Annotated in this window: 20 protein-coding genes; 14 read left to right on the top strand and 6 right to left on the bottom strand. The window is 57.2% G+C overall.

Annotated elements, in window-relative coordinates; genetic code table 11:
- Positions 1-71: 71 nt before the first annotated feature.
- From I9184_RS18730 to I9184_RS18710, 5 genes are read left to right on the top strand one after another with little or no spacing between them, the layout of a single operon-like run.
- Entirely contained in the window at positions 72-791 is a 720-nt protein-coding gene (locus tag I9184_RS18730) for a response regulator transcription factor (RefSeq protein WP_171637197.1), read from the top strand.
- Between the two features lie 9 nt (positions 792-800).
- Positions 801-1,958 carry an FIST N-terminal domain-containing protein gene (locus I9184_RS18725; RefSeq protein ID WP_171637196.1) on the top strand — a complete coding sequence of 386 codons (1,158 nt, stop codon included), beginning with the start codon at positions 801-803 and terminating at the stop codon, positions 1,956-1,958.
- 2 nt (positions 1,959-1,960) lie between these two features.
- Positions 1,961-4,216 (top strand): PAS-domain containing protein, encoded by a 2,256-nt coding sequence (locus tag I9184_RS18720; protein ID WP_209835408.1) that lies wholly within the window; start codon positions 1,961-1,963, stop codon positions 4,214-4,216.
- 45 nt (positions 4,217-4,261) lie between these two features.
- A complete protein-coding gene (locus tag I9184_RS18715) occupies positions 4,262-4,936 on the top strand; it encodes a hypothetical protein (RefSeq protein ID WP_171637194.1) in 675 nt (224 codons plus the stop codon).
- Complete coding sequence (locus tag I9184_RS18710) at positions 4,933-5,322, top strand: hypothetical protein (protein ID WP_245218211.1); 390 nt, start codon at positions 4,933-4,935, stop codon at positions 5,320-5,322. Before I9184_RS18715 ends, I9184_RS18710 begins: the two co-directional genes overlap by 4 nt.
- A gap of 15 nt (positions 5,323-5,337) precedes the next feature.
- Here the strand turns inward: I9184_RS18710 and I9184_RS18705 are convergent, their stop codons facing one another.
- Positions 5,338-6,150, bottom strand: coding sequence for a quinoprotein dehydrogenase-associated SoxYZ-like carrier (locus I9184_RS18705; protein ID WP_171637193.1), 813 nt, complete (start codon positions 6,148-6,150; stop codon positions 5,338-5,340).
- Positions 6,151-6,272: 122 nt separating this feature from the next.
- Here I9184_RS18705 and I9184_RS18700 point away from each other — a divergent pair, with 122 nt between their 5' ends.
- Complete coding sequence (locus tag I9184_RS18700) at positions 6,273-7,304, top strand: quinoprotein relay system zinc metallohydrolase 2 (protein ID WP_209835407.1); 1,032 nt, start codon at positions 6,273-6,275, stop codon at positions 7,302-7,304.
- A gap of 5 nt (positions 7,305-7,309) precedes the next feature.
- Here the strand turns inward: I9184_RS18700 and I9184_RS18695 are convergent, their stop codons facing one another.
- The gene (locus I9184_RS18695) at positions 7,310-8,089 is read right to left on the bottom strand and encodes a pentapeptide repeat-containing protein (RefSeq protein WP_171637191.1); all 780 of its coding nucleotides are present in this window, start codon (positions 8,087-8,089) and stop codon (positions 7,310-7,312) included.
- 30 nt (positions 8,090-8,119) lie between these two features.
- The gene (locus I9184_RS18690) at positions 8,120-8,734 is read right to left on the bottom strand and encodes a hypothetical protein (protein ID WP_171637189.1); all 615 of its coding nucleotides are present in this window, start codon (positions 8,732-8,734) and stop codon (positions 8,120-8,122) included.
- A 165-nt stretch (positions 8,735-8,899) separates the two neighbouring features.
- On the opposite strand from I9184_RS18690, the gene I9184_RS18685 reads away from it, so the two are divergent.
- The 7 genes from I9184_RS18685 to I9184_RS18655 all read left to right on the top strand — a co-directional run bounded on the left by I9184_RS18685 (position 8,900) and on the right by I9184_RS18655 (position 15,146).
- Positions 8,900-10,012, top strand: coding sequence for an S-(hydroxymethyl)glutathione dehydrogenase/class III alcohol dehydrogenase (locus I9184_RS18685; RefSeq protein WP_209835406.1), 1,113 nt, complete (start codon positions 8,900-8,902; stop codon positions 10,010-10,012).
- A gap of 1 nt (position 10,013) precedes the next feature.
- The gene (fghA, locus tag I9184_RS18680; protein ID WP_216598307.1) at positions 10,014-10,847 is read left to right on the top strand and encodes an S-formylglutathione hydrolase; all 834 of its coding nucleotides are present in this window, start codon (positions 10,014-10,016) and stop codon (positions 10,845-10,847) included.
- Positions 10,848-10,869: 22 nt separating this feature from the next.
- Positions 10,870-11,259, top strand: a complete 390-nt coding sequence (locus tag I9184_RS18675; RefSeq protein WP_348539549.1) for a cytochrome c family protein — start codon at positions 10,870-10,872, stop codon at positions 11,257-11,259.
- 134 nt (positions 11,260-11,393) lie between these two features.
- Entirely contained in the window at positions 11,394-13,196 is a 1,803-nt protein-coding gene (gene xoxF5, locus I9184_RS18670; protein ID WP_171637184.1) for a lanthanide-dependent methanol dehydrogenase XoxF5, read from the top strand.
- Between the two features lie 69 nt (positions 13,197-13,265).
- Positions 13,266-13,769, top strand: coding sequence for a c-type cytochrome, methanol metabolism-related (locus tag I9184_RS18665; RefSeq protein ID WP_171637183.1), 504 nt, complete (start codon positions 13,266-13,268; stop codon positions 13,767-13,769).
- A complete protein-coding gene (locus I9184_RS18660; RefSeq protein ID WP_348539548.1) occupies positions 13,753-14,595 on the top strand; it encodes a substrate-binding domain-containing protein in 843 nt (280 codons plus the stop codon). Before I9184_RS18665 ends, I9184_RS18660 begins: the two co-directional genes overlap by 17 nt.
- Positions 14,592-15,146: a PQQ-dependent catabolism-associated CXXCW motif protein gene (locus tag I9184_RS18655; protein ID WP_209835404.1), complete on the top strand. Its 555-nt coding sequence runs from the start codon at positions 14,592-14,594 to the stop codon at positions 15,144-15,146. The genes I9184_RS18660 and I9184_RS18655 overlap by 4 nt, the downstream gene beginning before the upstream one ends.
- A 1-nt stretch (position 15,147) precedes the next feature.
- Here I9184_RS18655 and I9184_RS18650 read toward each other — a convergent pair whose 3' ends face one another.
- From I9184_RS18650 to I9184_RS18640, 3 genes are read right to left on the bottom strand one after another with little or no spacing between them, the layout of a single operon-like run.
- The gene (locus tag I9184_RS18650) at positions 15,148-15,966 is read right to left on the bottom strand and encodes a quinoprotein dehydrogenase-associated SoxYZ-like carrier (RefSeq protein ID WP_209835403.1); all 819 of its coding nucleotides are present in this window, start codon (positions 15,964-15,966) and stop codon (positions 15,148-15,150) included.
- Complete coding sequence (locus I9184_RS18645) at positions 15,963-16,907, bottom strand: YncE family protein (RefSeq protein ID WP_348539547.1); 945 nt, start codon at positions 16,905-16,907, stop codon at positions 15,963-15,965. The genes I9184_RS18650 and I9184_RS18645 overlap by 4 nt, the downstream gene beginning before the upstream one ends.
- Entirely contained in the window at positions 16,894-17,433 is a 540-nt protein-coding gene (locus I9184_RS18640; RefSeq protein WP_209835402.1) for an SRPBCC family protein, read from the bottom strand. The genes I9184_RS18645 and I9184_RS18640 overlap by 14 nt, the downstream gene beginning before the upstream one ends.
- Before the next feature lie 366 nt (positions 17,434-17,799).
- Between I9184_RS18640 and I9184_RS18635 the strand changes: the two genes are divergently transcribed.
- Positions 17,800-18,933 (top strand): ABC transporter substrate-binding protein, encoded by a 1,134-nt coding sequence (locus tag I9184_RS18635; RefSeq protein WP_209835414.1) that lies wholly within the window; start codon positions 17,800-17,802, stop codon positions 18,931-18,933.
- The last annotated feature ends 11 nt before the right edge of the window (positions 18,934-18,944 follow it).

The following is an 18,944-nucleotide window of genomic DNA, read 5'->3' as shown; positions in this document are numbered from 1 at the left end:
TTCGCGTGTCTCAAAATGAAACAGTTGAACTGATCGGGAAATGCTGTACCTTTCCTGTCGGAGGAGAAGCAATGCACATTGCGGGATGCCCTAAACCGGTGGACCAGGTGTCCAGCGTGCTTATCGTGGATGATCATCCGCTGTTCAGCGATGCGTTGGCCGCGGCGTTGCAGCTGAGCTTCGAGAACTGCCGAATTGAAAAAGCCAACACGCTGAAGCAGACACTTGAAATACTTGGTGCAGGCTTCAAGCCCGATCTGATCATGTTCGATCTGAAATTGCCGGACGTAACGGGTATCTCGGGTTTTCAGCAGCTACGGCAGCGCTGTCCGAATGCGCCGGTTCTGGTGATATCGTCACTGGCATCCGGAGAGTTGGTAAGATCTTTGCTGGACCACGGTGCGATGGGATTTCTGCCGAAAGATACGCCGGCGCAAACCCTGAAACACGCCATTCAGGAGATCAGCTCTGGGCGGAGATACGTACCCACCGAATACAACCGCGTCGAAGAGCTGAAGCCCTCCGAAAGCACCGTCTACCAATCCAGCCCCGAGCTTTCATCACTGACGCCGCAGCAGGTTAAAATTCTCAAGCTTATCTGCGTGGGCCAATCCAACAAACAGATTGCATATGAGCTGTCGTTGGCCGAGGCGACGGTCAAGGCACATATCACCGCTTTGCTGCGCCGCCTTGGGGTGCGCAACCGGACCCAGGCCGCTGTTCTGGTCGACTCGGTTGTCGCCAGACAGTCGCGACACGAACCGGAGGTCAAATCCTTTCTTCAACACTAGGGGGGACACATGCGGGATCTGGAGCATGAACCAAATTTCATTGCGATTGGCCGTTCCGATGATTTGGACCCGACGACCGCCGTTGAAGAAGCCTGCGCGGAAATCGACAGTCTGTCGTCCTGCTTTGTCCTGGCCTTTATTCCCAGCACTCTTGACCCGGCAGAGGTGTCATGTTGCCTGAACAGAAGACTTGCGGGTGTTCCAGTATTTGGCTGCACTACCGCAGGTCAAATCACGCGATCGGGTTATGAATCCCATGCGCTTTTGCTGTTGGCCTTTCCAAAGTCCAACTTTCGGTGTTCGTCCATTTTGTTCGAGTCGCTCAGGCCGCTCAATTCAATGGAGATCGCTGCCGCAGCGCAGCGGTTGGCCGAAAGATTCCGCCACACGGCGGGGTGGAACAGGCTGGCGCTGGTGTTTACGGATGGATTGTCCAAGCAGGAAGACTTGCTGGTTTCAACGCTGGAAACCGTTCTGGATGGATTGCCGATATTTGGCGGCTCTGCCGGGGATGGCCTTCAATATGAAGAGACGTTCGTTTTTCACGGTGGCAGCGCGCACAACAATGCTGCCGTCCTGTTGTTGATTGAAACCAACCTTGGTTTTCAGGGTATCGGTTTTGATCATTTCCTGCCCATCGGGTCAGAGATCATCATCACCGACGCCAACCCGGAAGAACGGGTGGTGTATGAGATCAACGGGGCGCCGGCAGCGCAGGAATATGCACGACTGGTCGGGTGCGCGGCCGAAGATCTTTCGCCACTGGTATTCGCAGAAAACCCGCTGCTTCTCAGACAGAACCTCAATTACTATGTACGTGCCATTCGTGAACCGATGGAGGGGGGATCCCTGTCTTTTCTAGCGGCGATCGATGACGGCCTTATCATGACACTGGGGCGCGGGAAGGAGATTATTGAAACGCTCGAAGCTGGGTTGAATGTGCGCGACAACACCGGGACGGCCCCGGATTTCATTCTTGGATTCGACTGTATTCTGCGGAAACTCGAAATCGAACAGAAGCAGTTGAGCAAACAGGTTTCGGATGTTTTGCAATCCCACCGGGTGGTTGGCTTCAACACCTACGGCGAACAGCAATCCGGCGTTCACATGAACCAGACCTTTGTAGGGGTCGCTTTCTTTGAACCCGAAAAGCGGGAACTGAGCTGATCATGCTTAATCCTGACGACCCGCCAGAGATCCAGATATCCAAACAGGCCAAGATCATTGATGCGCTGATGCGGCGCGCCAACCGTCAGAAAGATGTAGGCCCGTCCGCCTTTCTGGCGTTTCAATCGGCGATAGAGTTGCAGCAGCAGGTGATGAAGCAGAGTCGCGATCTGGAACGCGCGACCACCGAACTTGAAAGCGCCAGATACGAACGCGAACAAACCCGCAAGAGCCTCGTCAAGGCCCTGTCTTCCATGGAAGAAGGGTTTGCGCTGTTCACGGATGGTGATTTGAACCTGTGCAACGAGCTGTTTCAGGCGATCTTCCCGGATATGTCTGATGTTGTCGGGCCCGGCCTCAGCCTGGGTCGGTTTTTTCTGTTGGTGCAGAACAGTCCTGAATTCGTATCGTCCGATAATGGCATATCGAAAATGCTGGATGCGCTTGAGCGCAATTGCCATACCGGGATGGTGTCCAGCGACGTGATCGAACTGCGTAGGGATCGTTGGTATCAACTCAGCGCACAATACACGTCGCCTCAGAATGTGGTCATTCTGTTGACCGATATCACATCCGTTGTTCGCAGAAACCGTGATGAGAAAGAAACCCTTATTGACCGTCAGGAGGACTACCTTAAGGCGGTTTTCCAAAACATGAGCTCAGGCGTTTGCACGTTTTCGTCAGATACGAAGATCATGATGCACAATGCGCGGTTCCGGGAAATACTGAACCTGCCGCTATCCGTCTTGCAGGCAAATATGCCAGTGCAAACGCTTTTGGATCTGATGCGGGCGCGTGGGCTGATCAAGGCCGATGATGAACTCAGGATCGGCAAGTGGCAACACGAGCTGAAAAGCCGTGGCTGGTTGCGCAAACGTGTGCGCGACGGATCAGACCGCGTATTGGACATTCAGGTCAACCAGCTACCGGATGGTGGTTTTCTGGTCGAGCTGAAAGACGTAACGTTCGAAGCACGCGCGACCGAAACCCTGGAAAACCGGGTTATGGAACGCACGGCAGAGTTGACCCATGCCAACGCCAAGCTGGTTCAGGAATACGAAGAAAAAGCGCGGGTGGAAGAGGCGCTGCGGATCGCAAAGGAACGCGCCGAAGCTGCGGTTTCTTCCAAGACACGATTTCTTGCGGCCGCCAGCCACGACCTGCTTCAACCGATCAATGCCGCAAAACTCATGATCTCGACCCTGCTGGAGATCACGCGTGAGACAGAGCTTCATGAGATGATGGAGCGGTTGGACGGTGCGTTTGGATCTGCTGAACAACTGTTGCACTCATTGCTGGATATATCGCGGCTTGAAACCGCTGACCCGGACACGGTCTCACCCACAGAAGTTAGCCTTGCTACGATGATTGCAGGGATACAGGGCGACCAAACGCTGGTGGCCGAGAGCAAGAATGTGACGCTTGATGTGGTTCCGTGTTCGGAAATCGTGAAATCCGACCCGGTCTATCTGTTGCGCTCAATCCAGAATTTGGTCGTGAATGCCATCCAGTATACCGAACCGGGTGGTCGGGTTCTGGTGGGGTGCCGCAGGCGCGGCGACAAGGTCATTTTGCAGGTCTGGGATACGGGTATCGGTATCGCACGCAAAGACCAGGAACGCGTGTTCGAGGAATTCACTCGGGCCGAAAACGTGCCATTGGGGTCCGGCATGGGGCTGGGTTTGTCCGTCGTGGACCGCGCCTGCCGGCTGTTGGGTCACAAGCTGTCGCTGCGGTCCAAACCTGGCATTGGTTCAGTGTTCAGCATAGAAATGGACAGGGTCGAAAGTGGGCCAAGCACCATCGAACCCTTGGATCTTCTGGCCAATACGGGCGACGTGCCGTTGGATTTCATCATTCTGGTGATTGAAAACGACCGCGATGTTCTTTTTGGAACAACCCAGTGGCTGGAACAGAACGGCGCCAGTGTTCTGCCGGCTCGGTCGCCGAAGGAAGCGCTGCAATTCATAAAAGACATAGGAATGCCCCCGGATATCATTCTGGCCGACTATCAATTGGATGATGGGGAAACTGGCGTGATGGCCATTCACCGGATCCGAGAGATGACGCAGACTCAAGTTCCGGCGATTCTGATCACGGCTGATCGCAGCGAAGCGTTGCGCAAAGACGGATTGCGGCATGAAATTTCGGTTATGGCGAAACCGGTCAAGCTGCCTCGGCTGCGGTCCTTGATCTTTTGGAAGATACAGAATGCCCTGCACGCGCAAACGCTCAACACCGACAAAAGTCGGCGATGACATGGGGCGATTTGCCCATACTCTCATCCTTGGGAGGGCCAGGTTATGAGAAGGCTTCTTTGCGGCATCGCCGTTTTGTTTCTGAGTTTGAAAGCCGTTTCCGCGGCATCGGTTGATGCCGAGCAAGCCTATGATTTGCTGTTCCAAAATGGCGTTCTGGACACAATCGAACGTGACAAGGAATTGATCTATCAGCGTACCGTCACAAACCGGCTAAGACCCGATGCGGCGGAACGCGATACCGGTCTTATCTCTCTCAGTTTTTTGGATGACGGGAACGAGATGGCCCATCTGGAATTTCGCCAAGATGACAAACACCGCGCCATGGGTGTTTTTCCGGCCAGCGTCGGCAATCCGATGATCATGGTTTTCTATGAAAGCGCCATCCGGGATATGGCCGAGTCCGCCGGAGGCAGCCCGTTTTACATCCGAAACCGTATCAAGGATGCGCTGGTTCAACCTGCCGAGATCGTCGAAGGCGAGGCGGCGATTGGTGGCAGAACCATCCCCGTTCGGACCATTTTCATGCGTCCTTTCGCCGAGGATCCGAACCGCGACCGGATGCAAGGGTTCGGAGACCTGGTTCTTCGCGTCACGGTGTCAGAAGAGGTTCCGGGCTGGTATCTGAGCCTTGTGGCGGAAGCTGTTTCCGAACGTGACGGCACGGCCGTTTATCGATCGGAAATGCGGTTTGAAGGAATGCAGGAGGGTCGCGAATGAAAACGTCAGGCCAAATTCGGGAACGCAGCCGCATCACCTTTACGGCCCTGGTCGCGGGCATTCTGGCCGCGCCCATTGCAGCGTCAGCACAAAGCGTTGCGGATAGGCTCAATGACTACCCGACCGCGGCGCGCGCGGATTACGTGTTTGCATGTATGGTCACCAACGGTCAAACCCGCGAGATGCTGGATAGGTGTTCATGCTCGATCGATTTGATCGCTTCGATCCTGCCGTATGAGCATTATGAACAGGCGGAAACTGTTCTGTCTATGCGTCGGGTCGGGGGAGAGCGTATGGCGTTTTTCAAAAGCGCGGTACTGGCCGAAAACATGGTGGCTGACCTGCGCCGGGCGCAGGCAGAAGCCGAGGTTGTCTGTTTCCGATAAACGCAGGCTCGTCCGTCAGCTGGCCGCTGCTTTGGGCAGGTCTTTTTCGAACGTGTTGCCCTCGGTATCCGTTGCCTTGACCGTCAACATGGTCGAGCCGTTGTCATTGTAGGCAAAACGGAAAGCCGGGTTTTCCGAGATCGAGATGCCGCCATCCATCGTGAACAGCAACTCATCGCCCTGCCAGACTTCGATATGGTCGATGAAATGCGCGGGGATGAACAGTTGCGTCACCTGATCGCGTTGCAGGCCGGAATAGTTCGGATGGCGGATCATGATCTGAGCTTCTCGGCGTGATGTGGAAATCTGCGCCTCTTCCCCAAAGCTGCGCAGCTTCATCTTGCCCATGGACGCCAATGCGACCTCTGGGTCTTTGCTGGCCGGTGCCGAACAGCCGCCCGATGCTTTGACAAACCGGCCTGTCATATGAAGCCCGTCCGGCGTTTCAGCGATCACGCGAACATTTGAATACTGGTTCACGCGAACGCGCATCTCGAAATCCAACTGACCCATGGCCGGTGAAAAGCTGAAGACGCCGGCGATCGGGGCCGGGTTTTCGTCGATCACGACGGTGGCAGCAGAAATCTGGGCATCGGGATCAAGCTGTTTCAAAACGATCGGCACCGTTGCGGCATCATGCGCCCGGTATGGGGCGTCCAGCGAAAGCAGCGTGTCCGCGTTCCCGATCTGGGCGTCGCCCACGACATCGTATTGCAGGTCCTTCCAGGTTTCGCTGTCGACCAGCGGATTTTTGATCGGCTGCTGTGCCCATGCAGGCAGGGACAGCGCAAGAGAAAGGATCGCTGCGGGTGCTAGTGCTCTGGCCATGGTGTCTCCTCCGGCAACCGGTGGCCAAGAATGTGCCACAAAATGCGGGGAAAATACATGCCGACGAAAGGCGCGGTGGTTCGGGCAGAGATCTATGCCAATGTTCCGGTCGGAGGGCTGCCATGTTTGAAGCCGTAATTTTGCTATGCGCGCAGGTCGCGGCAGAGCCTTGCAGAGAACAACTTTTGCCGGGTTACGAAGCCCGATCCCAGGCTGAATGCGAGCAGAAGCTGAAATCAACTCCTCCGCCGCTGTCCGATCGGCGCAGCGGCGCGCCTTATTGCCAACCCATTGGCCTGGCTCTGGAATTTGAAGAAGCTGCGCCGGGTCTGTTCGTGCATCGCGGCTTGATAGCGGAACCCGACGCGGACAATCTGGGCGACGTGTCCAATATCGGGTTTGTCATTGGCCAGGAGAGTGTCGCAGTGATTGACACGGGAACGGCACCATGGATAGGCGAGGCTGTCTGGCGGGCCATTCGGGCCGAGACGGACAAGCCAGTCAGTCACGTAATTTTGACTCACATGCATCCCGATCACACATTGGGTACAGAGCCTTTGGCCCTTTCAGGTGCGCAGGTTGTTGGCCATGTGGGGCTGGAGAGAGCGTTGCTGGACCGGTTGGGCAACTATGTCGAAAGCCTGAGCGCCGCGATCGGCGAAAGCGCCTATGTGGGCATTGGGCCGATTTCCGTCGACATCGCCGTCGAAACCACGCACGAGATTGATCTGGGTGGGCGCAAACTGATCCTGCGGGCCTGGCCCCGGGCACATACCGGGAATGACTTGACCGTGATGGATGCAAACACCGGCGTCATGTTCACCGGCGATCTTGTATTTCACCGGCACACCCCGGCATTGGATGGTCAACTGATAGGCTGGCAACGCGTCTTGAAACAGTTGACCGGGCTTGAGGTCACCCAAATCGTACCGGGCCATGGTGGGCCGATCCTGGCGTGGCCTGAAGGGGCCGAGGATATGATGCGCTATTTGAACGTGCTGGAAAGCGACACACGCAAAGCAATCGACAGTGGCCAGCGGTTGGGGGATGCGGTTGAAACGATCGCTCAGGAAGAAGCAGTGCACTGGGACTTGTTTGACACCTACAACCCGCGCAATGCAACGGTCGCATTCACTGAACTCGAATGGGAATAGCCCGGTCAGCGAATGGCCCGATCCACGTTTTTCGCTTCGTTCAGATTGGCCTGATCTGCGCCTTGAACATCAGTCAGCCGCGTTGCCGTCAAATCGGCGTTCGTAAAATCGGCACCGGACAAAGTGGCTCCTGTCAGGTCAGCCCCGCCCAATGTGGCCATCGACAAATCGGCATTGGTGAAATTGGCGTTAGGCAATTTGGCAAATTCCAGATCGGCGCGGGACATTTGCGCATCAGTGAAATCCACGTCCGATCCACGAGCCGAGGACAGAACACCGCGCATAAGCCCCATGGATTGGTTGCGCATGTCGGCCGAAAAATCCGCCCCTTTGAATACCGCCCGGTTCAGATTGGCCTTGGTGAAATCGGCGGCTGTTCTGGCGTTTGTGAAATCCGTATCGCTCAGATCCGCCCGGCTGAGCTGAGTCTGGAACAGCTCGGCCCCGACAAGAGATGCGCCTGAAAGGTTGGCGCCGATCATCCAGGATTGGCTAAGAATCGCGCCGTCCAGAGTGGATCCCGACAAATTGGTGCCGTTCAATGACGTCGCCCGCAGGATTGCGTTGCTGAAATCCAACCCGGACAAGTCGAGATTGTTCAGCCAGACCCGGGTGAAATCGGCAGGGGCGTCGGCCGTTGCAGCCGCAAGCTGGGCCACGACATCGGCGCGGGTCATTTGCGCTTGGGTCATTTTGGGCAGGGTCATGTCAACGCCGCTGAGCGGGGACTGGCCCAGGGCCGAGAGGGGCGACAGCGTCAGAAAGATGATCAATACGTGTTTCATGTGTCCCTCCTTGCCCCCGAGGGCGCTGCGTCAACCCTGGTCTGAGGTCAATTGTTGCAGCATTTGCGAAATCGCGAACAGGCGCCGCTCGATGATTTGCGGCGTTTCACACAGATAGGTGATCGAGCGTTGACGGTCAGAATAGATAAGCTGATCCCAATCCAGCTGCTCTTCCAGGGCGTCAACGCGGTCATGGTCGGGCGGGTCGGAAGACAGGGCTTGGTCCATTTCCACCCTGGCCAGATCAATCTTTTCGGCCAGATCGATCTGCTTGAGCGAAAACTCTCCGATCCCCGCGATGATGTGCTTGCGCCTTTTGGACAAGGTGTCAAAGACGCGCTGGAACACCTGACCCAGAATATCCGGATCCCCATTGTACCGCGCGGCGAACTCTGCAACCTGGGGCCGAAGGTCTTCCAGTTCGATCCGCCTCAGGGCCAACAGCCCGGCGATTTCGTCGATGTCGGCAGTGTTTTTAGCGGTTTCGCCGTCAACAACCTGATACGGCCACATGAGGCCCAGCGAAAGGTCCTCGACCTTGCGCTGAATGCACGGCCATGTTGGATCGGAGAAATCCGCAGCCAAGCCAGGGCCAGCCGCACCCAGACAGGCCAGCGCCAAAACAATCAGCTTGCCGTTTGACATCACAGCTTTCCTCCACGCGGACATCATGCATGAAATGTGCGCGCGAAGTCCATTCAACCCAATACACACCATTGTCTTAATTGTTTGCACGTGGTGCTCGCCCCCATACTCGACCCAAGCTGCCGGACTGCGGTTGATTCCGGTGCCATGGGAGGACAGACGGAGATGAGAACACGCGCGGCGGTTGCTGTGGCGGCAGGCCAACCTCTGGAAATCATGGAGGTTGAGCTGGACGGCCCGAAAGCAGGTGAAGTCCTGATCGAGGTCAAGGCGACCGGTCTATGTCATACGGATGAGTTTACCCGTTCCGGAGATGACCCCGAAGGGATTTTCCCTGCAATTTTGGGCCATGAGGGTGCCGGGGTTGTTCTGGAGATCGGGGAAGGCGTTACCAGCCTAACCGTCGGCGATCACGTGATACCGCTGTACACACCCGAGTGCCGCGAATGCGAATATTGCCTGAACCCCAAGACAAACCTGTGTCAGAAAGTGCGGGCGACTCAGGGTGCCGGTCTGTTGCCGGATGGAACGACCCGGTTCAGCATGTTGGATGGCACACCGATCCACCACTACATGGGCTGTTCGACTTTTGCCAATCACACCGTGGTGCCCGAGATTGCGCTGGCCAAGGTGCGCAAGGATGCGCCGTTTGACAAGATTTGTTACATCGGCTGCGGCGTGACCACCGGCATCGGGGCCGTTATCAACACCGCCAAGGTCGAAATTGGTTCGCGTTGCGTGGTCTTTGGTCTGGGCGGGATCGGCCTGAACGTCATTCAGGGCTGTCGCATGGCGGGCTGTGATCAGATCGTTGGTGTCGACCTGAATGACGGCAAGGCCGAAATGGCGACTCATTTCGGTATGACCGATTTCGTGAACCCCTCGAACGTCAGCGGTGATATCGTGGCGCATCTGGTCGAACTGACCGGCGGCGGTGCGGATTATACCTTTGATGCGACTGGCAATGTCGGCGTGATGCGGACCGCTTTGGAATGCGCACACAAAGGTTGGGGTGAAAGCATCATCATCGGTGTGGCACCCGCTGGCGCCGAGATTTCAACGCGTCCGTTCCAGCTGGTCACCGGCCGGTCATGGCGCGGAACCGCGTTCGGCGGTGCCAAGGGCCGGACGGATGTTCCGAAGATCGTGGATTGGTACATGGCCGGGAAGATCGAGATCGACCCCATGATCACGCACAAGCTGACGCTTGATGAAATCAACCACGGCTTTGACCTGATGCACCAGGGTAAATCGATCCGCGCGGTCGTGGAGTACTGACATGGGTTTGAAAACCATCTCGCAAAACCGCAGTTTCGGAGGGGAGCAGACCGTGTACTCCCACGCGTCCGAGACCTGTGATTGCGAGATGACCTTTGCCGTCTACCTGCCGCCTCAGGCCAAATCCGGCCCGGTGCCGGTGTTGTGGTACTTGTCCGGCCTGACCTGCACCCATGAAAACGCGATGACCAAAGGCGGATTTCAGGAGGCGGCCGCGGATTACGGTGTTGCGGTTGTGTTTCCCGATACGTCCCCGCGTGGTGACAATGTTGCCGATGATGACGCCTATGATCTGGGGCAGGGGGCCGGGTTTTACGTGAACGCCACCCGGGACCCGTGGCGGGCCCATTTCAGGATGTATGACTACATCGTCGACGAACTGCGCGACATCGTACTAAAGAATTTCCCTGTGCAGGATCGTCACGGGATCACGGGCCATTCCATGGGTGGGCACGGTGCGATTACGATCGCGATACGCAACTCCGACAAATTCGGGTCTCTTTCGGCATTTGCGCCGATTGCGCACCCGACGCGGTCGGATTGGGGCCGTAAACAGCTCAGCAGCTATCTGGGTGACGACGAAAACACCTGGGTCGCGCATGACGCCACCCTGCTGCTGGAAGAGCACGGCTGGAAAGGTGACCTGCTGATTGATCAGGGCGCGGATGATCAGTTCCTTGATCTGCTCAAACCCGAAGCGTTGGCCAACATGATGGCAAAGCGCCGCCAGCCCGGACAGATCAGAATTCAGGAAGGGTATGACCATTCGTATTTCTTCGTGAACAGTTTTGCGCGCGACCATGTCGAATGGCACGCGGAACGTCTCAGCCAATGAAAATAGCAAGGAAAGATTGATAGTGATCAGAACGGTATTCGCAGCAACCTGCCTCATGCTTTCCCCCGCCTTCGCAAGTGCCGAAGGCGACCCCGAAGCGGGTGAGAAAGTCTTTCGCAAGTGCAAGGCCTGCCATGCGGTGGGCGAGGGGGCTGAAAACAAGGTGGGGCCGATGCTGAACGGCATTGTTGGACGTCAGGCCGCAACCGTAGAAGGATTTGGCTATTCACCGGTGTTGATTTCGCTGTCCGAAGAAGGGCTGGTTTGGACACCCAAAGAACTGGACGCGTTTCTGACGAAACCGCGCGACTACGCGAAGGGGATCAAGATGACCTTCGCCGGGCTGCGAAAAGAGGACGATCGGGCCAACATCATAGCATATCTTGCGACCTTTGAGGACAGCGGGTCGTAGGAGATCGCATTGCTCTCCCACCTAAGCGACCGGAAAACCGTCGGTCGGGGCGAGCATCAACAGACACCGTAATCCGACCTGGGTGAGGTGTTGCAATGCAGAGAGAGATCGCTGCACGAAAGGGAGGAGATTGAATGAAAAATCTATCGCTTTGGACCTCCGGGATTGCCATTGCACTGGCCACCACGGCCTATGCAAATGACGACCTGGTTGCCCAGATGGAGAACGCAAAACAATGGGCGATCCAGACGGGTGACTACAAAAATCAGCGCTATTCCGAACTGGATCAGATCAACGCAGACAATGTAGGTGATCTGCAAGTGGCGTGGACCTTCTCGACCGGTGTTCTGCGCGGGCACGAGGGTTCACCGCTGGTGATTGGTGACATGATGTATGTCCACACGCCGTTCCCGAACATTGTCTATGCTCTGGATCTGGCAAATGAGGGCAAAATCGTCTGGAAGTATGAGCCCAAGCAGGATCCGGACGTGATTCCGGTCATGTGCTGTGACACGGTGAACCGCGGTGTGGCTTATGCGGATGGCAAGATCTTCCTGCATCAGGCCGACACCAAGGTTGTGGCGCTTGATGCCAAGTCCGGCGATGTCGTCTGGGAAGTCCAGAATGGCGACCCGGCGATTGGTGAAACCAACACGGCCACGGTGTTGCCAATCAAGGACAAGGTCATCGTCGGTATCTCGGGTGGCGAATTCGGTGTGCGCGGGTCTGTTACGGCCTATGATATGAACTCGGGCGAGCAGGTCTGGCGGGCCTATTCCATGGGGCCGGATTCGGACATTCTTGTTGATCCGGAAAAGACCACCCATCTGGGTAAGCCGGTTGGCGCGGACTCGGGTACAAACACCTGGGAAGGCGATCAGTGGAAGATCGGCGGCGGCACCACATGGGGCTGGTATTCCGCGGATCTGGACGAGAACCTGATGTACTATGGCACCGGGAACCCGTCGACCTGGAACCCGGCGCAGCGTCCGGGCGACAACCGCTGGTCGATGACCATCATGGCGCGTGACATCGACACCGGCGTGGCAAGATGGTTCTACCAGATGACGCCGCATGACGAATGGGACTATGACGGCATCAATGAAATGATCCTTACGGAACAGGAAATTGATGGCGAGCAGCGCAAACTGCTGACCCATTTCGACCGCAACGGTCTTGGTTACACCATGGACCGCGTGACGGGTGAGCTGCTGGTGGCCGAAAAATTCGACCCGGTTGTGAACTGGACAACTGGCGTCGACATGGATCCCAACAGCGAAACCTATGGCCGCCCGGCCGTGGTTGCGCAGTATTCGACGGAACAGAACGGCGAGGACGTGAACTCGACCGGTATCTGCCCGGCGGCTTTGGGCACCAAGGACCAACAGCCTGCGGCCTATTCGCCGAAGACTCAGTTGATGTATGTGCCAACCAACCATGTCTGCATGGATTATGAGCCGTTCCGCGTGTCCTATACCGCTGGTCAGCCCTATGTGGGTGCAACTCTGGCGATGTATCCGGCACCAGACAGCCATGGTGGCATGGGCAACTTCATTGCCTGGGACAACACTGATGGAAGCATCAAGTGGTCACTGCCAGAGCAGTTCTCGGTCTGGTCGGGTGCGCTGGCGACAGCGGGTGACGTTGTCTTCTATGGAACGCTCGAAGGGTATCTGAAGGCTGTTCATGCAGAAACAGGTGAAGAACTGTACAAGTTCAAAACGCCCTCTGGCATCATCGGCAACGTGATGACGTACGAGCAAGGTGGCAAGCAGTATATCGGCATCCTGTCCGGTGTCGGTGGCTGGGCCGGTATCGGTCTGGCGGCTGGTTTGACCAACCCGAATGACGGTCTGGGCGCCGTGGGTGGCTATGCCGCACTCAGCGACTATACCGCGCTGGGCGGTCAGCTGACCGTGTTCGCATTGCCGAACTAAGCCAAAGATCTGGCCGGCGCGGTTCAATCGGGCCGCGCCGGTATTCACTTGAAAAGAAACGAGCGTTCCATGAACCATTCTGTACGTCTTCTGGCTTCAATTCTTGCATTGTGCCTTCCTGTTGCCGCGATCGCTGACAATCTGGCAGTCGCGTATTCCGAAGATGGACGGTATTACACCGAAGACGATATCCCGACATTCAACGTGGCCGAGGATGGAACCGTGGACTGGATGACATTTTCGGGCTTCCGGCGCTATCACGCGGAATGCCATGTCTGTCACGGCCCGGATGGCGAGGGCTCGACCTATGCGCCGGCTCTAAAAGAGTCTGCGTTGGAAATGGATTATTACGACTTCGTTGATGTCGTCACCAATGGCCGCCAAGTGGTGAACGCCGCTGAAAACTCGGTAATGCCGGGATTTGGCGACAACCCGAATGTGATGTGCTTTCTGGATGACATCTATGTATACTTGAAGGCTCATGGATCGGGCGCGATCCCGCGTGGCCGCCCGCCCAAGAAAGAGGCGAAATCCGACGTGATCCGCGAGGATGAAGATGCGTGTATGGGCTAAGGCCTGCCTGCCGATTTTCGGACTTTGCGTCTGGCTTTGTCAGGCAGTGCCCGTGTCGGCGCAGACGTCTGACCTGGTTTCAAGAACGGCTTTTCGCGTCTGTGCGGATCCAGCCAACTATCCCATGTCATCCGAGGATGGATCGGGATTTGAAAACAAACTGGCCGAATTGATTGCCGCAAAGCTGGAATTGCCCGTGCAATATGTCTGGTTTCCGCAGGCGACGGGCTTCATACGGAACACGCTGGCCGCTAAACGTTGCGATGTGGTGATCGGTTATGCGCAAGGTCATGAGCTGGTGCAGAACACCAACCACTACTACACGTCCGCCTATGCGCTGATCGTGCCGATGGACAGTGATCTGGTCCAGGTGAACAGGCTGAACGCTCCCCTGCTCAAAGGGAAACGGATCGGGATCGTGGCGGGTACACCACCCGCGGCTCATATGGCGCGGAACGGGCTGATCGGGCAAGCCAAGCCTTATAACCTCTTCGTTGACCGACGTGTGGAAAGCCCGGCCATCGACATGCTGGATGACCTGCAAACAGGTGAGATTGATGCGGCCATTCTTTGGGGTCCGCTGGGCGGACCACTGGTCAAGGCAGACTATCCTGATTTCAAGGTGATCCCGCTGGTCAAGGAAGAGCTGCCACCGCGCCTGTTCTATCGCATCACCATGGGCGTGCGGCAGGGTGAGAAGGTATGGCAAAGACAGCTGAATTCCCTGATCCGGCGTAACCAGGGCGAGATCAATTCGTTATTGGCCGAGGCCGGTGTTCCCTTGGTGAATGATCTGGGGACAGAGGTTCTGGACCTGTCGCAATGATGCGGGCAACGGTGGCAATTGCGTTGATCTCGACTGCCGCAATAGCGCAGACAGTACCCGAACCAAGTGATTATCGCATGGACCACTACCGCGCGCCGGTGCCGGATCAGATAACCGGCGGGACGGTCATCGGCCCGGAAGAGGCGTACGGCCTATGGCAGGAACAAAGCGTCGCGTTCATCGACGTTTTGCCGCAGCCGCCCAAACCGGCTAATCTGCCTGAAGGCACGATCTGGCGCGACAAGCCGCGCGACAGCATTCCGGGATCACTGTGGTTGCCCAATGTCGGCTACGGCGCAATTGCCGATGTTACGACAGACTATTTTCGTACCGGTCTAGAAGCCAGCACCGATGGCGATATCGACCACGGTCTCGTGTTCTTTTGTCTGGAAGATTGCTGGATGAGCTGGAATGCCGCCCGACGCGCAATCGAATGGGGATACACCAAAGTCTATTGGTTCCCGGAAGGTACCGACGGCTGGGCCTTGTGGGGCTATCCGCTGGAACGGGTAAAGCCAGCCCCGGGCCAGCCCGTTGCCGGAGGCGGCTGATCTAAAAACCCGCCAGTTTTTTGTGTAAGTGACTGACCGTGCCGTCCGTATCCGTCATGGTCACGTCAACCGCTTGCGCCCTGCTTGGAACGGAAATCCCGACCCTTGGGTTTTCGGACAGTGAAATCGACCCCGTCATCTGGACATACCCCGCGCCATCAAGATCGATATCCACGGTCTCTACATATCGCATCGGGATGAACAGCAGGGAAATCTGATCCATCTGCATTCCGGAATGCGACGGGTGATCAATGTTCAGATCCATCTTGTTGGCCCGGTTCGCCCCCAGGCTGGACAATCGTGCCCGCGTGTTCAACGCAGGGACGCGGCCCACCAGTTCGGCCTCCATCGTTCCAAGGTTTGCCAACGCCAGTTCCGGATCAGTTCCGGGAGGTGCCGCGCAAGCGCCAAGGCCCGAGGTTTTGACGAAAGTTTCCGATACCCAAAGGCGGCCATCCGTGGTTTCGGCGATGACATGCATCGGGGTCGGGCCGTTCACGCGCATGGTCACGTCGAAGTAGAAACCCGGCAATGGTTCTTCCAACTCGAACACGGCAGAAACCGGCATCGGGTTTTCGTCCAGCACCAACGTCACCTTGGCCACTTTCGTTCCCCGAGGGGCCGCAACCTGAGCCGCCAGTTGAGCCCGCGCATCATCGGGCGTGCGATAGGGGGCATCAATCGCGATGAACGCATCTCCGTTTTGCATCAGTCGGTCGCCATACAACATCGCTCGGACATTTTCCCATGCCTCGTTGGATGCCCAAACCGGAGCCGCCAGCACACAGAACAGGACTGCAATCAGATGAGAAACTTTCATGGTCGTCCTCCTTGCAGGAACCTGCCAAAGGCACGGGGCCCATCACAGGTTTCCATAGTTTCTACCACCGACAGTGCCTGCGGGTCCACGATGCTGACGGTGTTGTCGAACCAGTTTGCGATGACCAGAAGATCTTCGCCCGCCGTCGCATCAATGCCTTCGGGGTATTCTCCAACATCAACCACGCCCTCATGTTCGAGCGTCTCCAGAGATATGACGCTGAGCGTATTGGCATATTGGTTCGTGACGAACGCCCGGCCGTGGGCGAAGGCGATGCTGTAAGGGCGTTCCCCGACCGGGACCGTTGCGAGAACGGCGCCAGTTTCCGCATCGACCACGCTGACATCATTGTTGCCGACATTGCCGACGAACAGACGCCCATCCGGGTCAAAACGCAGCCCGAAGGGGCGTGATCCAACCGGGCTGCGGTGCAGAGGCTGAAGAGTGTCGGCATCGAAAACCGACACCTGGTCCGCGTCCTTGTCGGCCGACGCCAGAAAACGCCCGTCTTTCGACATCGCAATACCCGCCGGGGCGGCTCCGGTGGGCAACTCGGATTGAACTTTCAGAGTTTCACTGTCCAGCACCCACAGTCGGGCGTTGTACCAGTCCGAGACGAAAACCCGCCCGCGATCCTGATCCAGTGCGATTCCAATCGGCCCCCCTTCAAGCGTAACTTGTGCGATCGTTTCACCGGTCTCGGCAGACAAACGCCTGACCATCTTGCTGTCCGGGGACACGGTGAACAGCGTCTCATCCAGACCAACCGCCACACCCGCAGGCTTGCCAGGAAGGGGCCAGCGGGCCGTTTCCTGCATCCGCGCAAGATCCATCCGGCTTAGTTCCTCACCGTTCTGACAGGTGATGAATGCTGTCTGTGCCAGTGTCGGGCTGCCAGAGAGCGCCAAAAACAACATCAGCAGTTGGCTAACTTGCCGCACCGAACCGCTCGATCAACGCGTCGAGACCTGCCCGATAGACGCCGGTCACGGCGGCAATGGCGGCTTCGTCATTCAACTCGGCCGGAGGATCGTTGTTTGGATACCCGCGATAGAAGGCACCGCGCCATTCGATGATCGAACCACCTCCGTCGCGCGGTTTTACCGTCAGATGCGACGAATAGTTGGTGACAGGCAGCACCTCTACCGCGACCTCGCTGATCCGGTAGGAGTAGCTCATTTTTTCCGCGCTGTACTTGTACAGAATTTCATTGATCGTCGGACCGCCTTCCTGGCCAAGTGTCAGCAATCGGGTCGCATCGACCTCGTTGCCGCCGTTTCCTTCGGTCGCAAAAACAGCCGGATGCCACGACATGTCATCAAAGTTCCCGACAACGGCCCAGACTTCCTCTGGTGAGGCTGCGACCTCGGCAGTCAGCGTGACTTTCTGCCGGGTCGGCCCGTGGGCCCAAACCAGACCCGGAACCAGCAGAGCGGCGGTTGCGGCAAGAAGAAATCGTCGATGCATTCCATGTCCTCCCTGAATGCGCAGAGCGTTGGCTGACGCTGCGCGCTCGCGGCGTTTCTTCTGTCAGACCTGACGGCCGGGCGCACCTCGCCAGTCACCCGTCACATCCCCTGAAAAATCGGCGGGTGTCGCGGGAAACCGCAGCAAGATCAACCATATACGCGCATTCTTATAAAATAAGAATCGAGCTCAATGATGAAGCTGATAGGCTTTGTTTTACAACACGGCCAAAAGTATCGGTTCCGTTTTTCGGGGCGCTATGCTCCGGGTGTTTCAATCTGAACTCTGACTTTCAGGCAACGGGAGGACATCTTGAATACTCGCCTGCTGCCGCTGCTTGCGGCGCTTCTTTGGTGTGCATCCGCGATGACCGCCGCGGCGCTGGATGTGAAGGCTGCGGTGCTGCGAATCGACTATCCGTCGCTTCTGCCGATCTCGCGATATGATCTGAAACCGGACGACCTGGGGTTTGCCGGTGCCGCGCTTGGGGATGAGGATAACGGAACCACGGGCGGATTTCTGGGACATACCTACGAGACCATCACGATGGCCGTTCCGCCGGAAGAAGCTGATGCCGCAATGGACCAGATCCTTGCCGGAGGCGTGCGCCTGATCGTCCTTTTGGCCAAAGCGCCTGACATGTTGCGCCTGACGGACAAGGCGGCAGAGTCCGGGGCGCTTGTTTTCAACGTGTCTGCACCTGATGTCGATCTTCGCAACGCAAACTGCCGGGGCAACCTGCTTCATATCGCCCCGTCCCGCGCCATGAAGGCCGATGCGGTTGCACAGTTTGCCGTCTGGAAGAAATGGGGCGACTGGTTCCTGTTGGCCGGATCCAACCCCGAGGATGTCCAGCTTGCAGACGTGTATCGCCGCGCAGCCAAAAAGTTTGGCGCGAAGATTGCAGAAGATCGAACCTTTGCGGATACCGGGGGATCTCGTAGAACGGATTCCGGTCATGTCCTTGTTCAGCGCCAATTGCCATTGGACACGCAAGATGCGCGAGACCATGACGTTGTGATTGCCGCAGACGAAACTGATTATTTCGCGCGCTATCTGTCCTATCACCTTTGGACTCCGCGCCCGGTGATGGGGTCAGGCGGCTTGCGTCCGACGACGTTTCACGGCGCGCATGAGGCATGGGGCGCGACCCAGTTCCAGACCCGTTTCGAGGATCTGACAGGCCGTTATGTCCGCCCCGAAGACTACAACACCTGGCTTGCACTGCGCGTGATCGGCGAGGCCGTGACCCGCGCCAGTACGGCAGAGCCCGAAGGTGTTCGGGATTATGCTCTGTCGGACGAGTTTGAGCTTGCCGCATTCAAAGGACAGAAAGTGACATTCCGCGAATGGAACGGGCAGTTGCGTCAGCCGATCCTTCTGTATGACGGGTCGATCACTGTCAGCGTCAGTCCGCAAGAGGGGTTTCTGCACCAGGTCTCACCGCTCGATACGATGGGATTGGATCGGGCGGAATCCAGCTGTCGCGCATTTGAGTAACCGGAGGTATT

It is taken from the genome of Ruegeria sp. HKCCE3926, assembly GCF_017872515.1.
In the GTDB taxonomy this organism is placed as follows: domain Bacteria; phylum Pseudomonadota; class Alphaproteobacteria; order Rhodobacterales; family Rhodobacteraceae; genus Ruegeria.
Note: the sequence above shows the minus strand (reverse complement) of the source record. Positions and strands in the feature narration are given on the sequence as shown.

Excerpts from the sequence above, each read along its gene's own strand:
- I9184_RS18730 (WP_171637197.1), top strand. The coding sequence starts at position 72 with ATGCACATTGCGGGATGCCCTAAACCGGTGGACCAGGTGTCCAGCGTG.
- I9184_RS18725 (WP_171637196.1), top strand. The coding sequence starts at position 801 with ATGCGGGATCTGGAGCATGAACCAAATTTCATTGCGATTGGCCGTTCC.
- I9184_RS18720 (WP_209835408.1), top strand. The coding sequence starts at position 1,961 with ATGCTTAATCCTGACGACCCGCCAGAGATCCAGATATCCAAACAGGCC.
- I9184_RS18715 (WP_171637194.1), top strand. The coding sequence starts at position 4,262 with ATGAGAAGGCTTCTTTGCGGCATCGCCGTTTTGTTTCTGAGTTTGAAA.
- I9184_RS18710 (WP_245218211.1), top strand. The coding sequence starts at position 4,933 with ATGAAAACGTCAGGCCAAATTCGGGAACGCAGCCGCATCACCTTTACG.
- I9184_RS18705 (WP_171637193.1), bottom strand. The coding sequence starts at position 6,150 with ATGGCCAGAGCACTAGCACCCGCAGCGATCCTTTCTCTTGCGCTGTCC.
- I9184_RS18700 (WP_209835407.1), top strand. The coding sequence starts at position 6,273 with ATGTTTGAAGCCGTAATTTTGCTATGCGCGCAGGTCGCGGCAGAGCCT.
- I9184_RS18695 (WP_171637191.1), bottom strand. The coding sequence starts at position 8,089 with ATGAAACACGTATTGATCATCTTTCTGACGCTGTCGCCCCTCTCGGCC.
- I9184_RS18690 (WP_171637189.1), bottom strand. The coding sequence starts at position 8,734 with ATGTCAAACGGCAAGCTGATTGTTTTGGCGCTGGCCTGTCTGGGTGCG.
- I9184_RS18685 (WP_209835406.1), top strand. The coding sequence starts at position 8,900 with ATGAGAACACGCGCGGCGGTTGCTGTGGCGGCAGGCCAACCTCTGGAA.
- fghA (WP_216598307.1), top strand. The coding sequence starts at position 10,014 with ATGGGTTTGAAAACCATCTCGCAAAACCGCAGTTTCGGAGGGGAGCAG.
- xoxF5 (WP_171637184.1), top strand. The coding sequence starts at position 11,394 with ATGAAAAATCTATCGCTTTGGACCTCCGGGATTGCCATTGCACTGGCC.
- I9184_RS18665 (WP_171637183.1), top strand. The coding sequence starts at position 13,266 with ATGAACCATTCTGTACGTCTTCTGGCTTCAATTCTTGCATTGTGCCTT.
- I9184_RS18660 (WP_348539548.1), top strand. The coding sequence starts at position 13,753 with ATGCGTGTATGGGCTAAGGCCTGCCTGCCGATTTTCGGACTTTGCGTC.
- I9184_RS18655 (WP_209835404.1), top strand. The coding sequence starts at position 14,592 with ATGATGCGGGCAACGGTGGCAATTGCGTTGATCTCGACTGCCGCAATA.
- I9184_RS18650 (WP_209835403.1), bottom strand. The coding sequence starts at position 15,966 with ATGAAAGTTTCTCATCTGATTGCAGTCCTGTTCTGTGTGCTGGCGGCT.
- I9184_RS18640 (WP_209835402.1), bottom strand. The coding sequence starts at position 17,433 with ATGCATCGACGATTTCTTCTTGCCGCAACCGCCGCTCTGCTGGTTCCG.
- I9184_RS18635 (WP_209835414.1), top strand. The coding sequence starts at position 17,800 with ATGACCGCCGCGGCGCTGGATGTGAAGGCTGCGGTGCTGCGAATCGAC.